The 14,289-nt window shown below is 66.1% G+C and carries 13 protein-coding genes; 3 read left to right on the forward strand and 10 right to left on the reverse strand.

Translation table 11 applies throughout. From position 1 onward, the window contains the following. Positions 1–139 precede the first annotated feature (139 nt). The 7 genes from ABIC94_RS26985 to ABIC94_RS27015 form a co-directional block, all read right to left on the reverse strand. Positions 140–928, reverse strand: a complete 789-nt coding sequence (locus ABIC94_RS26985) for an L-iditol 2-dehydrogenase (protein WP_354376114.1) — start codon at positions 926–928, stop codon at positions 140–142. Then, positions 925–2,313: a D-arabinitol 4-dehydrogenase gene (gene dalD, locus ABIC94_RS26990; RefSeq protein WP_354376147.1), complete on the reverse strand. Its 1,389-nt coding sequence runs from the start codon at positions 2,311–2,313 to the stop codon at positions 925–927. The genes ABIC94_RS26985 and dalD overlap by 4 nt, the downstream gene beginning before the upstream one ends. Positions 2,314–2,391: 78 nt before the next feature. Beyond that, complete coding sequence (locus tag ABIC94_RS26995) at positions 2,392–3,429, reverse strand: ABC transporter ATP-binding protein (protein WP_354376115.1); 1,038 nt, start codon at positions 3,427–3,429, stop codon at positions 2,392–2,394. Positions 3,430–3,446: 17 nt separating this feature from the next. Then, positions 3,447–4,271 carry a carbohydrate ABC transporter permease gene (locus tag ABIC94_RS27000; RefSeq protein ID WP_126745488.1) on the reverse strand — a complete coding sequence of 275 codons (825 nt, stop codon included), beginning with the start codon at positions 4,269–4,271 and terminating at the stop codon, positions 3,447–3,449. 10 nt (positions 4,272–4,281) lie between these two features. Next, entirely contained in the window at positions 4,282–5,139 is an 858-nt protein-coding gene (locus ABIC94_RS27005; protein ID WP_354376116.1) for a carbohydrate ABC transporter permease, read from the reverse strand. Positions 5,140–5,292: 153 nt separating this feature from the next. Beyond that, positions 5,293–6,603, reverse strand: coding sequence for an ABC transporter substrate-binding protein (locus tag ABIC94_RS27010; protein WP_354376117.1), 1,311 nt, complete (start codon positions 6,601–6,603; stop codon positions 5,293–5,295). Positions 6,604–6,778: 175 nt separating this feature from the next. Beyond that, positions 6,779–7,708, reverse strand: coding sequence for a LysR family transcriptional regulator (locus ABIC94_RS27015; protein ID WP_354376118.1), 930 nt, complete (start codon positions 7,706–7,708; stop codon positions 6,779–6,781). Positions 7,709–7,800: 92 nt separating this feature from the next. Here ABIC94_RS27015 and ABIC94_RS27020 point away from each other — a divergent pair, with 92 nt between their 5' ends. After that, positions 7,801–8,775 carry a Bug family tripartite tricarboxylate transporter substrate binding protein gene (locus tag ABIC94_RS27020; RefSeq protein ID WP_354376119.1) on the forward strand — a complete coding sequence of 325 codons (975 nt, stop codon included), beginning with the start codon at positions 7,801–7,803 and terminating at the stop codon, positions 8,773–8,775. A gap of 46 nt (positions 8,776–8,821) precedes the next feature. Continuing rightward, positions 8,822–9,883 carry a 4-hydroxythreonine-4-phosphate dehydrogenase PdxA gene (locus tag ABIC94_RS27025; RefSeq protein ID WP_354376120.1) on the forward strand — a complete coding sequence of 354 codons (1,062 nt, stop codon included), beginning with the start codon at positions 8,822–8,824 and terminating at the stop codon, positions 9,881–9,883. Positions 9,884–10,208: 325 nt separating this feature from the next. Here ABIC94_RS27025 and pgi read toward each other — a convergent pair whose 3' ends face one another. Together pgi and tal are read right to left on the reverse strand one after the other, a co-directional pair. Next, a complete protein-coding gene (pgi, locus tag ABIC94_RS27030; protein WP_354376121.1) occupies positions 10,209–11,765 on the reverse strand; it encodes a glucose-6-phosphate isomerase in 1,557 nt (518 codons plus the stop codon). A 2-nt stretch (positions 11,766–11,767) separates the two neighbouring features. Beyond that, positions 11,768–12,727 (reverse strand): transaldolase, encoded by a 960-nt coding sequence (gene tal / locus ABIC94_RS27035; protein ID WP_354376122.1) that lies wholly within the window; start codon positions 12,725–12,727, stop codon positions 11,768–11,770. A gap of 239 nt (positions 12,728–12,966) precedes the next feature. Here tal and ABIC94_RS27040 point away from each other — a divergent pair, with 239 nt between their 5' ends. Beyond that, entirely contained in the window at positions 12,967–13,641 is a 675-nt protein-coding gene (locus tag ABIC94_RS27040; protein ID WP_354376123.1) for a lipocalin family protein, read from the forward strand. Here ABIC94_RS27040 and ABIC94_RS27045 read toward each other — a convergent pair. Next, positions 13,628–14,278, reverse strand: a complete 651-nt coding sequence (locus ABIC94_RS27045; protein ID WP_354376124.1) for an HAD family hydrolase — start codon at positions 14,276–14,278, stop codon at positions 13,628–13,630. The genes ABIC94_RS27040 and ABIC94_RS27045 overlap by 14 nt on opposite strands. Positions 14,279–14,289 lie beyond the last annotated feature (11 nt).

Below are 14,289 nucleotides of genomic sequence, written 5' to 3' on the forward strand. Positions count from 1 at the left end.
ATGGGGTGCCTTGCGCAGCGAAATAAAGGAGGAGGCCGCAGGCCGGGGGACATTCGCGGAGCAAGGTACCCCGTCGGCGGGAGCGCGCCACGAACAACGCACCTCGCGCACAACGCAATGCAAAGAAAAACCCTTCATCTCAACTCATGACATTGCCGCCATCGACATTCAAGGTCTGCGCCGTGATGTAGCGCGCCTCGTCGCTGGCAAGAAATACGGCCGCACCCGCGATGTCGGCCGGCATGCCCATGCGGCCGAGCGGCACCTCGAGGCCGACGCGCCGCTTCTTCTCACCGGGCGGCAGCCCTTCGGCCTTGGCGAACAGGCTGTCGACATGGTCCCACATCGGCGTGTCCACCACACCGGGTGCAATACCGTTGACCCGAATGCCGTGCGGCGCCATGGCCAGCGCGGCGCTCTGGGTGTAGCTGATGACCGCCGCCTTGGTCGCGCAGTAGTGCGACACCAGCGCCTCGCCGCGCCGCCCCGCCTGCGAAGCCATGTTGATGACTGATGCACCCTGCGTGCCGGCCTCTACCATGTGGCGCAGCACCGTCTGCATCACGAAGAACATGCCCTTCACATTGACCGCAAACAGCTTGTCGAAAGAAGCCTCGTTACTGTCGAGCAGCGGCGCGAGGTCGAACACGGCGGCATTGTTGAACAGCGTGTGAATCGGCCCGAAGGCGACTTGCGCCTCGGCCAGCATGTGCGCGATGGCCTGCGTGTCGGTCACGTCGGCCGCGATGTAGGCGAGCTTGTCGGGGTGGCTTTGCTGCAGCGCCCGCACTGCCTCGGGTGCCGCTGCAGCGCGGTCGACCACGCTGCAGCGCGCGCCCTCTGCAATACAGGCCTCGGCCACGGCCAGACCAATGCCGCCACCGGCGCCGGTCAGCAGCACGTGGCGGTTCTTCAGGCGTTCACTCATGTCGTTACTCCTGGATTCACGAAATTTTTCACGCACCCGCTCGCACCTCGCACGGCGTCGATCAAGCGCGCATCGCCCGCGATGGGACCCCACAGTCCGGCGTCTGAACACAACGCGAACACCGGATCCGCGGCATCGCAAATTGCGTGCGCCACGGCTTCGTCCATGCCCTGGTCCTGATAGACATAGGGCAACGCCCCGCGATGCCAGCGCTGCAGAAAGGCCAGGAACAGCGCGGGCAGCATCGCGACGCTGTCGATCGGCTGCCCCGCGGCAAGCCGCTCACGCACCGTAGGCGCGATGAAGCCCGGAATCTTCGAGAAGCCGTCGGCCGCCACGCGCTGGTTGGTGTCGCGGATCGCGGGGTTGCCGAAGCGGTCGAGCACCACGTCGCGGTAGGCCGCAAGATCGATCGGGCTCGGGCTCAGGCACGGAATCACGTCGTCGGTCACGTAGTCGTACGCCATCTTGCGAATCGCCGCGTGGTGCGTGCCTTCATGAATGAAGCTCAGTCCGAGCAGCGTGCCGGCCCAGGCAATGCAACTGTGCGTGGCGTTGAGGATGCGGATCTTCGCTTCCTCATAGGGCTGCACCGAATCGACCAGCTCCACGCCGACGCGGCCCCAGTCGGGCCGCCCGGCCACGAAGTTGTCTTCGATCACCCATTGGATGAAGCTCTCACCGGTGATCGCGGCGGCATCGTCGCGGCCGCTGGCGGCCTTCACGCGCGCACGCAGTTCGGGCGGCGGGCGCGGCGTGATGCGGTCGACCATTGCGTTCGGGCAGGCGGTGTTCGCTTGCACCCAGGCGAGCAACTCGGAATCGCCCGCGCGTTCGATGAATTCGAGCAACCCGGCGCGGAAGCGGTCGCCGTTGTGGCGCAGGTTGTCGCAGTTGAGCAGCGTGACCGGGCCGGCCTGCGCGGCTTTGCGCGCACGCAAAATGGCGCAGACGGCGCCGTAGATGGTCACGCCTTCGCCGCCCGCCTCGCCACGGCGCGCACGCGCGATGTCGGCCGCGAGATCGGCGAACAACAGATCCAGCTTGTCTTTGTCATCGAGGTAGTAGCCGGCTTCGGTCACGGTGAAGGACACGATGCGCGTGGACGGGGCTGCGCCGCGCGCGACCACCGCCGCCAGCGAGGGCTCCCATGGCAGCACTTCGCGGATGGCTTCGATCTGCTCGTAGCGGTACTCGCCGGCCGGCGACACGGTTTCGAGCGTGTAGCGCCCGCCTTGGTTCTGCAGGGCCGCGACAACCTCGGCCATGTCGGGCCGGATGTTCGCGCCCGAGAGCGACCAGCGGGTATCGCCCGCATCGATCAGCCGCTGCAAGTAGACGGCCTGGTGAGCCCGATGGAACGAGCCGAGTCCAAGGTGAAGCACCGTGAACTCCGAAGGAGCCGGTGGAGTTGGCGCATCGAGAGGCGCTGCTGCGAGGGTCACGGGAATGTTCCGGAAGAATCAGGCGGAGACCGAACGGCCTTCGCGGTTGAACAAATGAAGCACCGACGGGTCGAGCTCGACCGCCACGTCGTCGCCCGCATGCAGCGGCGTGCGCTCGTTCTGGCGCGCAATCAGCGGCACGCCGCTCACGTCGACATGGATCAGCGTGTCGGCGCCCAGCGCCTCGATCAGCTCGACACGCCCCGGCACGCCCGCCGCGGCGGCCTGCTTCGGATGCACGCGCAGGCCCTCCGGGCGCACGCCCAGGAAACCGTCGCTCGGAAGGCGCCCGCCGGTGGCAGCGGAAAAGCTCGGAATCGCACTCGCCGCCACCATGTTCATCGACGGCATGCCGATGAACTGCGCAACGAACTGGTTGGCGGGGTGGTCGTACAGCTCGAGCGGCGTGCCGACCTGTTCGATGAGACCGTCCCTGAGCACCACCACGCGGTCGGCCAGCGTCATGGCCTCGACCTGGTCGTGCGTCACGTAGATGGTGGTGGCACCGAGCGAGCGATGCAGCTTGTGGATTTCGACCCGCGTGTTGCCGCGCAGCGCCGCATCGAGGTTGGACAACGGCTCGTCGAACAGAAACACCTTCGGTGCGCGCACGATGGCGCGGCCAATGGCCACGCGTTGCCGCTGCCCGCCCGACAGGTCTTTCGGTGTGCGGTCGAGGTATTGCGTGAGGTTGAGCGTCTTGGCCGCGTACTCGACCTTGGTCTTGATCTCACTCTTCGACACGCCCGCGAGCTTGAGCGCGAAGGACATGTTGTCGTACACACTCATGTGCGGGTAGAGCGCGTAGCTCTGGAACACCATGGCCAGGTCGCGCTTGCCCGAAGGCGCCCAGGTGATGTCCTTGCCGTCGAGCAGCAGGTTGCCGCTGGTGATGGGCTCGAGCCCCGCAATGAGGCGCAGCAGCGTCGACTTGCCGCAGCCCGAAGGCCCGACGAAGACGATGAATTCGCCCTTCTGGATTTCGAGATCCACACCCTTGATGATGTCGGCGTCGCCGAAGCTTTTCTTGATGTCGTTGAGTTGCAGGTAGGCCATGAGATGTCTCCCTTTCTTTACTTGACGGCGCCGAAGGTCAGGCCTTGCACCAGTTGCTTCTGGCTGAACCAGCCGAACACGACGATGGGTGCAATGGCCATCAGCGAAGCCGCCGACAACTTGGCCCAGAACAGGCCCTCGGGGCTGGAGTACGAGGCGATGAGCGTGGCCAGCGTGCCGGCCTTGGCCGAGCTGAGGTTGAGTGCCCAGAAGGCCTCGTTCCAGCTCAGCACCAGGCACAGGAGGCCGGTCGATGCGAGGCCACCCACCGACAGCGGCAGCACCACATGGCGGAACTCGGTCCACAGGCTGGCGCCGTCCATGCGCGCGGCCTCGAGGATTTCGTTCGGAATGTCCTTGTAGGCGCTGTAGAGCATCCACACCATGATCGGCAGGTTCGACAGCGTGAACACGATGGTCAGAGCAGTGAGCGAATCCAGGAGGCCCGCGGTTTGCGCGAGCACATAGATCGGCACCAGTGCACCCACGGCCGGCATCATCTTGGTGGAGAGCATCCACATCAGGATGTCGCGCGTCTTCTTCGTGCGGAAGAAGGCCATCGAGTACGCGGCAGGCGCCGCGATCAAGAGGCCGATGATGGTCGAGCCCAGGCTGGTGATGAGCGAGTTGCGCGCGTACAGCAGGTAGTCGCTGCGGCGCTGCACTTCGCCGAAGTTGTCGAGCGTGGGCTCGAAGATGAAGAGCGGCGGCACGTGAATGGCCTGCAGCTCCGTCTTGAAGGCCGTGAGGAACAGCCAGCCGAGCGGGAAGAACAGGAGCAGCGCCACGGCCCACGCACCCACGGTGCGCAGCAGTTGGGGAAGGAAGTTGCTGGGTTGCATGGTCGTTCCTTCAGTCGAGGTTCTTGCCGATGATTCGGATGAGGAACACGGCCACGATGTTGGCCAGCACCACCGCGAACAGCGCACCGGCCGAGGCCACGCCCACGTCGAAGTTCATCAGCGACTGCTTGAAGATCAGGTAGGTCATGTTGGTGCTCTCGTTGCCCGGGCCGCCGTTGGTGGTGATGGCGATCTCGGCGAACACGCTGAGCAGAAAGATCATCTCGATCATGATCACCACCGCCATCGGCCGGCCGAGGTGCGGAATGGTCAGGTAGAAGAAGCGCTGGAACGCGCTCGCACCGTCCATGCGCGCGGCCTCCATCTGCTCGCGGTCGAGCGACTGCAGCGAGGTGATGAAGATCAGGCAGGCGAACGGCAGCCACTGCCAGGCCACCATGATGATCACCGAGAACAGTGGCACGTCGGTGAGCCAGTCGACCGGCTGGGCGCCGAAGAAGCGCCACACGTCGGCCAGGATGCCGTAGATGGGGTTCATCATCATGTGCTTCCACAGCAGCGCGTTGACCGCGGGCATGACGAAGAAGGGCGAGATCAGCAGCACCCGCACGATGCCGCGACCCGGAAAGGGCTCGTTCACCAGCAGCGCGAGCAGCACGCCGAGCACCACCGTGATGACGATCACGCTGCCGATCAGCATCAACGTGTTCCACGTTGCGGGCCAGAAGTCCGGATCGGTAACGAAGTAGTGAAAGTTCTCGATGCCCGCGAACGTGCGCTCGCCGGGCTGCATGAGGTTGTAGTTCACGAACGAGAAGTACAACGTCATCGCGAGCGGCACGATCATCCACAGGAGGAGCGTGAGCACGGCGGGCGCCATGAGGGCCCGGGGCAGGAGTCGTTTCATGAGGAGGTTCCTTCTCGTTGTCTCTGGCTCCTTCCCCCTCTGGGGGAAGGCGGGGATGGGGGCTCCCGGATCAAGCGCCGCGGTGATTGGTACGCCGCGTGCCCCCACCCCAACCCTCCCCCGGAAGGGGAGGGAGCAAGAAAGAAAGCTGACTTACTTGTAGTACCCAGCCTTCTTCATCTCCCGCTCGGCCGCCGTCTGCGAAGTCTTCAGCGCCTGGTCGACCGTGACCTTGCCCGACAGCGCCGCGCTCATCTGCTGGCCCACCGCCACGCCGATGGCCTGGAACTCGGGAATGGCCGCGTATTGCACGCCCACGTACGGCGACTTGGGCAAGGTGCTGTCGCTGAGGTTGGCGGTGTCGATGGCCTTCTTCTCGGCCGCGGCGAACTTGGCGACCTTCTGGAACTCGGGGTTCGCATAGGTGGACTTGCGCGTGCCGGTGGGCACCGTAGCCCAGCCATGCTCCTTGGCCACCAGGTTGACGTATTCCTTGGAGGTCGCCCACTTCACGAAGGTCTGTGCGGCCGCGCCCTTGGTCGAGCTGGCCGGAATGGCCAGGTTCCAGGTCCACAGCCAGTTGGCACCCTTGGGCGTGACGGCCACGGGGGCTTGTGCGAAGGCCACCTTGTCGGCCACCTTCGACTGCTTCGGATCGCTGATGAACGAAGCCGCGATGGTCGCGTCCACCCACATGCCGCACTTGCCCTCGTTGAAGAGCGCGAGGTTCTCGTTGAAGCTGTTGGCCGATGCGCCGGGCGGGCCATAGGACTTCATCAGGTCGACGTAGAAGTTGATCGCGTCCTTCCAGGGCTTGGTGTCGATCTGCGGCTTCCACTGCATGTCGAACCACTGGCCGCCGTTGGTGTTCACCAGCGTGGTCAGGAACGCCATGTTGTCGCCCCAGCCCGGCTTGCCGCGCAGGCACATGCCGTACACGCCGGCCTTCGGGTCGTGAATCTTGCCGGCCAGCTCTTTCACTTGCGTCCAGGTGGGCTGCTCGGGCATCTTGAAGCCGACCTTGTCGGCCAGGTCCTTGCGGTACATGAGCATCGAGCTCTCGCCGTAGAACGGCGCGGCGTAGAGCTTGCCTTCGTACGAGAGGCCCGCGCGAATCGCGGGCAGCAGGTCGTCGGCGTCGTAGGCGGCATCGGTGGCAATGGGCTGGAGCCAACCCTTCTTCGACCAGATCGGCGCTTCGTACAGGCCGATGGTCATCACGTCGAACTGGCCGCCCTTGGTGGCGATGTCGGTGGTTACGCGCTGGCGCAGCGTGCCTTCTTCCAGCGTCACCCACTTGAGCTTGATGTCAGGATTGGCTTTTTCGAAGAAGGGGGTGAGCTTCTGCATCTCGATCATGTGGCCGTTGTTGACGGTCGCAATGACGAGTTCGGTGGCGGCGTGGGACGCGAGCCCCGTGCCGGCGAGTGCGAGGACGAGGCCCGCTTTCAGAAAACGCTTCATGTTGTCTCCTAGAGGTGAGCGACGCCCTCTGTTTGGGTCGCCGTGGCGGGATTCTGGAGAAACGCGCTTGCGGGCTTGGTACTTCACCGGCCCACCATGGTACTTTCATGCACCAGTTAGCTAGGAGATTCCCTAATTAACGCAATACAGCATGGAAAATCGCAATCCAAAGGCTTCAGGCGCCGCCCAGCAGCTGGCGCCGCAACTGCGCCGCCGCCGGCGAGAGCGCGCGGTCCTCGCGGGTGATGAGGCAAATGGGCGGCACGCGCACCGGCAGTTCCACCGGCACCGTGCGCAGCACACCCAGCCGGGCGTAGTGGTTGGCCTGCGAGGCCGGCATCACGGCGGCCATGTCGGAGTTCTCGAGCAAGGCGGTGATGGCAATGGGCGATGCCGTTTCGATGATGTCGAGCCGCGCCTGGATGCCTGCCTCCCGCATCGCCGCCTCGAAGCGCCCGCGCTGCGGCGAACCCGGCGGCTGCAGCACCCAGGACCAGCCCGCCATCTCGGCCAACGTGACGTTCGCGCGCTCGAACACCGGGTGCGCAGTGCGCACCACCACCACCTGCGACTCGCCCAGCAGCGGCACGCTCGCGTACTTGGCCTCGTCGTGGCCGTCGGTGAGGCGGCCCAGCACGAGATCGACATCGCCCTGCTCCAGCTGCGCCTGGATCACGTCGCTGGTTTCGACCACCACCGAAACAGCCACCTGCGGATGGCGGCGGTGGTACTCCACCAGCGCCGGCGCCAGCAGTTCGGGCACGGCACCCGGCACGCTGCCCACGCGCAGCGCGCCGCTAAGGCCCGAGCGCAGCGCGAGCATTTCCTCGCGGGCAGTGCCGAAGTCGCTGAGCACCCGGCGGGCGTAGCGGATCAGTATTTCGCCGTAAGGGGTGGGCTCCATGCCGCGCGCGAGGCGTTCGAAGAGCTTTTCGCCCAGCGAATCCTCCAGCTGCTGCAGCAGCTTTGTGGCGGCAGGCTGGCTGATGTTCATGGCTTCCGCCGCGCGCCCGAGGTGGCGGTGGGCGTCGAGCCGGGCCAGCAGGAGCAGCTGGCGTGGCCGAACATGGAGCATCAGCGAGGCATCGGTCAGGCCTGAGGTCATGCACAAAAGTATATGGAGCTTCGGACTTTTGCGATTGGATCGGAAAAGGGAAGCTCCGTAGGCTTGGGTCCAACAAAGCAGGAGACAACCCGATGAGCTTTTCTTCCCTGGCCCGCGCGGCCTGCCTCGCCGCATTGACGCTGGCCGCGGCAACAGCCGGCGCGCAACCGGCCTATCCCGACAAGCCGCTGCGCATCATGGTCGGCGCCTCGCCCGGCGGCGGCACCGACATCCTGGCGCGCGTGCTGGCCGACAAGCTCTCGCCGGTGCTCAAGCAGCCGGTGACGGTGGAGAACCGGCCCGGCGCCTCCAACACCATTGCCGGCGAACTCGCGGCGCGTGCAACCGCCGACGGCGCCACGCTGCTCCTGGCCACCAACACGGCGCAGGCGGTGGCGCCGCACATCCTCAAGCTCAAGTACGACCCGCTGAAAGACCTGCAGCCCATCGGCCTCGTGGCCGTGATGCCCAACGTGCTGGTGGTGTCGGCCAGCTCGCCCTACAAGTCGGTGAAGGACCTCGTGGCCGCCATGGCTGCGAAGCCCGGCGGCTTCAAGTACGCGTCTTCCGGCATCGGCAGCACGCAGCATGTGGGCGGCGAGGCCTTCAACCTCGCCACGGGCATGAAGTCGATCCACGTCCCCTACAAGGGCAGCTCGCAGGCGCACGTGGACATCATCGGCGGAGAGGTCGACATGATGTTCGACAGCACGTCGTCGGCCATGAACCAGATCAAGGCCGGCAAGTTCCGCGCGCTGGCCGTGAGCGCGCCGCAGCGCTCGCCCGAACTGCCCGACGTGCCCACGCTGGCCGAGCAGGGCATCAAGGGCGCCGACGTGTCCACCTGGTACGGCCTCTACGTGACGGCCGGCACGCCGCGGCCCGCGGTCGAACGGCTGAGCGCCGAGCTCATGCGCACGCTGAAGCTGGCCGACGTGCAGACGCGCATCAAGGCCCTGGGCGGCGAGCCCGGCACGATCACCGGCGAAGCCTTCGCCGCCATGAACCGGCAGGAGTTCGACCACTACGGCCAGCTCGTGCGCGACGCCAACATCAAGGCCGAATGAGGCCGCCCCTTCATTGCCTTCACTTCCCTCACTTCAAGTTGCCGACATGCCCACCTCATCGAAAGCCCCGAGCGTGATCTCCGCCAAGCCCCGCATCGTCGTGCTGCTCGGCGACCCCAGCGGCATCGGCCCCGAAATGGCCGTGAAGCTGCTGGCGCGCCAGCGCAACCTCGACGCCGCGCGCGTGCTGCTGATTGCCGACCCCGTGGTGCTGGCCGCAGGCGAGCGCGTGGCGGGCGTGAAGCTCGACCCGCTGCAGGTCGACCGATTCGACGATTTGCGCTTCGAGGACGGCCACCCCACGCTGCTCCTGCGCGACTGGATGGAAGGCCGAGAGCCGGTGCTCGGCGAATCGAACGAGGCCTCGGGCCGCGCGTCCTTCGAAGCACTGGAACTCGCCACCGCGGCGGTGCGACGCGGGCAGGCCGACGGCATTCTCTTTGCGCCGCTCAACAAGCATTCGCTTCGCCTGGGCGGTCTGGTGCATGAAGACGAGCTGCGTTACATGCAGGAGCGCTTTGCTGTGAAGGGCTTCGTCTGCGAGTTCAATCTCACGGGTTCGCTCTGGACGTCGCGCGTGACCTCGCACATTCCGCTGAAAGACGTGGCAAGCCACATCACGATGGAAGGTGTGAGCGACGCGGTGAAGATCATTGCATCGGCGCTGCGCCGCGCGGGCGTGGCGCAACCTCGTATTGCGGTGACAGGGCTCAACCCGCATGCGGGGGACGGTGGCTCCATCGGCATGGAAGAGATCGAGATCATCGCGCCGGCCATCGAACAGCTGCGCGCCGAGGGCTTCGACGCCCGCGGCCCGTTCTCGCCCGACACGGTGTTCATCGGCGCGCGCCGGGGCGATGTCGATGCGGTGGTGTCGATGTACCACGACCAGGGCCAGATCGCGATGAAGCTCCTGGGCTTCGAGCAAGGCGTGACGCTGCACGGCGGCTTGCCTGTGCCTGTGGCCACTTCGGCCAGCGGCAGCGCGTTCGACATTGCCGGCAAGGGCATCGCGCAGATCGAAGGTCTGCAGCAGGCCTTCGACTTGTGCGTGCGGATGGCGAGTGGTGCGGCCGTGAGGGCGCCTTTGGAAGCGGCTACGGTCTGAGGGGGTGCTTGGTAGCGTTGTTGTTATTGGCGCTGCTGTTCAGGGCGCGTGCACAGGCCACCGGGTACTCCCCTCCGCGAATGTCCCCCGCCTTCGGCTCCTCCTTTATTTCGCTGCGGGGAGCACCCGATGCTCTGTGCACTGGGGCACGCTGCTGATGTGCGACCGATCAACGACCACCGCTCATAACGCGCACGTCGATGGGGTGCCTTGCGCAGCGAAATAAAGGAGGAGGCCGAAGGCCGGGGGACATTCGCGGAGCAAGGTACCCCGTCGGCGGGTGCGCCGCCCTGGACGTTCCCCTACTCCGAAAAACCAAAGAAGCTCAGGTACCCAACCGCTTCAGCAACCCGGCAGTAGAAGCATCGAGCCCCATGATGTCGCCCGAAGCCAGACGCGGCTCGATGTCCTTCGCGAGCACCTTGCCCAGCTCCACGCCCCACTGGTCGAAGCTGTTGATGCCCCACAGCGCACCGCTGGTGAACACGCGGTGCTCGTACAGCGCGAGGAATGCGCCCAGCGCTTCGGGCGTGAGCTTCTCGAACACGAAGAAGGTGCTCGGCCGGTTGCCCGGAAAGTTCTTGTGGCCGCCGGCATCGAGCTTGCCCACCATCAGCGCCTGCGCCTGGGCCAGCGCGTTGGCGAGCAGCTTGGGGTGGTGGCCGTCGAGGTCGTGCGCCGCATCGCGCACCGCCACGAACTCGAGCGGGATCACGTCCGTGCCCTGGTGCAGCATCTGGAAATAGGCGTGCTGGCCGTTGGTGCCGGGCTCGCCCCAGAGCACGGGCGAGGTGCCCAGCCCATTCGGCAGCGGCTCGCCGCTCGCATCGACCTGCTTGCCGTTACTCTCCATCTCGAGCTGCTGCAGGTAGGCCGGCAGGCGCTTCAAGGCGCTGTGGTACGGCGCAATGCCGCGGCTCTTGAACTTGTGGAAGTTGCGGTACCAGATGTCGAGCAGGCCCAGGCGCACCGGCAGGTTCTTCTCGAGCGGCGCGGTACGGAAGTGCTCGTCCATTGCATGCGCGCCCGCCAGCAGCCGGCGGAAACCGTCGGCGCCAATCGCCAGCGCAATCGGCAGCCCGATGGCCGACCACAGCGAATAACGGCCGCCGACCCAGTCCCAGAAACCGAAGGTGGTGTCGATGCCGAATTGCTTCGCGGCCTCGACGTTGGTGGTGAGCGCTGCAAAGTGGCCGGCAATGTCCGTGCCGCCCGACTGCTCGTACCAGCGCTTGGCCGAGAGCGCGTTCGTCATCGTCTCGGCCGTGGTGAAGGTCTTGGACGCAACCAGGAACAGCGTGTGCTCCGGCGCCAGGTCGCGCAGCACGCCGGCCAGTTCGTGGCCATCGACATTCGAGACGAAGTGAACGCGCTTGCCTGGCGCGGCAAACTCCGCGAGCGCCAGCACCGCCATCTGCGGGCCGAGGTCGGAGCCGCCGATGCCGATGTTGACCACGTCGGTGATCGTGTGGTCGCTGCGCACCTTTTCGGCATAGGCCAGCATCGCGTCGAGCGTGGCGTGCACTTGGCGCAGCTCGGTGGCGGTCTTGCCCACGGGGGCATCGGCCGGCGCGCGCAGCAGCGTGTGCAGCACGGCGCGGTTTTCGGTGTTGTTGATGTGCTCGCCCGCGAACATGGCGTCGCGGTGCGCCTCGAGGCCGCATTCGCGGGCCAGAGTGAGCAGCATCTCCTCGGTGCGCGCGTCGATCAGGTTCTTCGACAGATCGGCAAAGACGTAGGGCGCCTCCTGGCTGAAGCGCTCGAAGCGCCCGGCATCGTCGACGAAGGCGTGGCGCACGTCGAACTGGCGGCCCGCGGTTTCGAAGTAGCTCTGCAGTTGCGCCCAGGCGGGCGCACGGTCGCAACGAAGGGTCATGGCCATGTTTACTTGCCGCTTTCCTGCATGAGTTTTTCCAGCTTCACGGCGTCGGCCGCGAAGGCGCGGATGCCCTCGGCCAGCTTCTCGGTGGCCATGGCGTCTTCGTTCAGCGCGAAGCGGAAACCTGCCTCGTCGTAGCTGACCTTCTCCACGCTGGCCGTCGCGGCGGCCTTCCTGGCGTCGAGCGCGTGTTCGAGCGGCTCGTTGTTCGCGGCCAGTTCGGCCAGCAGCTCGGGGCTGATGGTCAGCAGGTCGCACCCGGCCAAGGCCTGGATCTGTCCCACATTGCGAAAGCTCGCGCCCATGACCTCGGTCTTGATGCCGTGCTGCTTGTAGTAGTTGAAGATCTCGCGCACCGACTTGACGCCGGGGTCGTTCGCGCCCGCGCTGGCGGCCTCGTCCCACTTGGCGCCGGCCGACTTCTTGTACCAGTCGTAGATGCGGCCCACAAAGGGCGAAATGAGCTGCACGCCGGCTGCACCGCAGGCCACGGCCTGCGCGAACGAGAACAGCAGCGTGAGGTTGGTGCGGATGCCCTTGCGCTCGAGCGCACGCGCCGCCTCGATGCCCTCCCAGGTGGAGGCCACCTTGATCAGCAGGCGCTTCTCGGTGTCGATGCCTTCGGCCTTGTAGAGCGCCACGATGCGCTCGCCGCGCGCAATGGTGGCGGCCGTGTCGAACGAAAGGCGGGCGTCGACTTCGGTCGACACGCGTCCGGGAATGATCGAGAGGATTTCGGCGCCGAAGCTCACCAGCAGCCGGTCGATGACTTCGTCGAGCGGCTTGCCCGCATGCTTCTTGACGGCATCGTCGAGCAGCGGCCGGTACTCGGGCTTCTGCACTGCCTTCAGGATGAGCGACGGATTGGTGGTCGCATCCTGCGGCTTGGAAATGCTGAGTTGCTTGAAGTCGCCGGTATCGGCGACCACGGTGGTCCATTGGCGGAGAGCATCGAGTTGATTCATGTCGAAGATTATCCTGTGCGGGTGATGACAAGTCCTGCACGCTGTTGCGCTGGGGCCGATGTTTTCATGCGCACCGTAGCACGGGTTTTCACTGCGCTGCATCGGCCTTCGGCCGACAGGGTTGTAGCGGCCGCCCTGCCCTACACATGCTGTGGTCCACCGCTGACGGCAGCGTTCCGGCTGGGGCGCTAGCCTGCGGCTTCCCGCCTTGATGCTTTCGACTACAGGAGTGCCCTCTCATGTCCTTCCGCCACCGTTCCGCCGCCGCTGCGGCGAGCCGCGCTCCTTTCGACGACCGCCGCACCAGCACTGCCATCGGCACCCTGGCCACGGCCTTCGTCGTGGGCGGCGTGGCGACCTGGTTCGCCTTGGGCGCGGGCCGTACCGCCCGTGCGCAGGTGCCCGGCCCGGCCGATGGCGCCCCCCTCATGCGTGCGCCGCTGCAGGTGGTGGCGCCGGTCGACCTTCAGCGCTATGCCGGCATCTGGCACGAACAGGCCCGCCTGCCCAACCGTTTCCAGAAGCAGTGCGCAGGCCCTGTTACCGCCGAGTACACGCCCCAGCCGGACGGCACGATACAGGTGCTCAACCGTTGCGTGCGGGCCGACGGCAACTTCGACGAAGCGATAGGCACGGCCCGCGTGGTGCCGGTGGCGGGCCAGCCCGGCGCAGGCCGACTCGAGGTGCGCTTTGCACCGTCATGGCTGAGCTGGCTGCCGATGGTGTGGGGCGACTACTGGATTCTGAAACTCGACCGCGACTACCAGGTGGCGCTGGTCGGCACGCCCGACCGCCAATACCTCTGGGTTCTTTCGCGCGCGCCCCGCCTGGAAGACGACGCGCTGAAGGCCGAGCTGGACTACGCCGCCAGCCTGGGGTTCGACACCGCCAAGGTGGTGCTCACCGGCCGATAGCTGATGCAGCCGGTGCAGCCGGGAGGTAGCGCCCGAGCTGCGCCGCCAGCGCGGCCGGGTGAGTGCAATGGATGGCCTGCCAGCCGAAGGCGCGCGCGGCTTCCACATTGGCGGCCGAATCGTCGATGAACACCGTTTGCTGCGGGTCGAGCGCATGGCGCACCGCCAGCAACTCGTAGATTTCGCGCTCCGGCTTGATGAACTTCACGTCGCCCGAGAAAACGCCACCGTCGAACCGCCGGATGAAGCCATGCCGGCGCTCGACGGCGCGTGCGTAAGGCGCAGGCATGTTCGAAAGGTAGTAAAGGCGCAGCGCCTCGCCGTCGTCGCGGCGGGCGAACAGGCCGTCGAGCAGTTCCACCGTCACCGCGATGGGCTCCAGGCGTTCGCCGAGGGTTCCGAGCATGGCCTCGAGCTGCGCGGCCGGCAGCGAGAGCCGCCGGGACATGCGCGCAATGGCGTCGTCCAGCGAGCGCGTACCGCAGTCGAAGCTCGTCCAATCGTCGTGGTGGAAGAGCGCGCGGCCCAGTGCCGCGGCGGCAAGCTCCGTCGGCGCGTGCTCAGGAAGATGGGTTTGCACCAGCCGGGTCGGCTCCCATGCCAGCAGCACGGCGCCAAGATCAAAAACCACGTTCATGGCGCCATTGT

The organism is Variovorax paradoxus, from assembly GCF_040544635.1.
GTDB classification, from domain to species: Bacteria; Pseudomonadota; Gammaproteobacteria; order Burkholderiales; family Burkholderiaceae_C; genus Variovorax; species Variovorax paradoxus_R.

What these genes read in the sequence shown, in the direction of transcription:
- ABIC94_RS27025 (WP_354376120.1), top strand. Translation starts at nt 8,822, where the DNA reads ATGCCCACCTCATCGAAAGCCCCGAGCGTGATCTCCGCCAAGCCCCGC.
- ABIC94_RS27040 (WP_354376123.1), top strand. Translation starts at nt 12,967, where the DNA reads ATGTCCTTCCGCCACCGTTCCGCCGCCGCTGCGGCGAGCCGCGCTCCT.
- pgi (WP_354376121.1), bottom strand. Translation starts at nt 11,765, where the DNA reads ATGGCCATGACCCTTCGTTGCGACCGTGCGCCCGCCTGGGCGCAACTG.
- tal (WP_354376122.1), bottom strand. Translation starts at nt 12,727, where the DNA reads ATGAATCAACTCGATGCTCTCCGCCAATGGACCACCGTGGTCGCCGAT.
- ABIC94_RS27005 (WP_354376116.1), bottom strand. Translation starts at nt 5,139, where the DNA reads ATGAAACGACTCCTGCCCCGGGCCCTCATGGCGCCCGCCGTGCTCACG.
- ABIC94_RS27015 (WP_354376118.1), bottom strand. Translation starts at nt 7,708, where the DNA reads ATGACCTCAGGCCTGACCGATGCCTCGCTGATGCTCCATGTTCGGCCA.
- ABIC94_RS27020 (WP_354376119.1), top strand. Translation starts at nt 7,801, where the DNA reads ATGAGCTTTTCTTCCCTGGCCCGCGCGGCCTGCCTCGCCGCATTGACG.
- ABIC94_RS27000 (WP_126745488.1), bottom strand. Translation starts at nt 4,271, where the DNA reads ATGCAACCCAGCAACTTCCTTCCCCAACTGCTGCGCACCGTGGGTGCG.
- ABIC94_RS27010 (WP_354376117.1), bottom strand. Translation starts at nt 6,603, where the DNA reads ATGAAGCGTTTTCTGAAAGCGGGCCTCGTCCTCGCACTCGCCGGCACG.
- ABIC94_RS26995 (WP_354376115.1), bottom strand. Translation starts at nt 3,429, where the DNA reads ATGGCCTACCTGCAACTCAACGACATCAAGAAAAGCTTCGGCGACGCC.
- ABIC94_RS27045 (WP_354376124.1), bottom strand. Translation starts at nt 14,278, where the DNA reads ATGAACGTGGTTTTTGATCTTGGCGCCGTGCTGCTGGCATGGGAGCCG.
- ABIC94_RS26985 (WP_354376114.1), bottom strand. Translation starts at nt 928, where the DNA reads ATGAGTGAACGCCTGAAGAACCGCCACGTGCTGCTGACCGGCGCCGGT.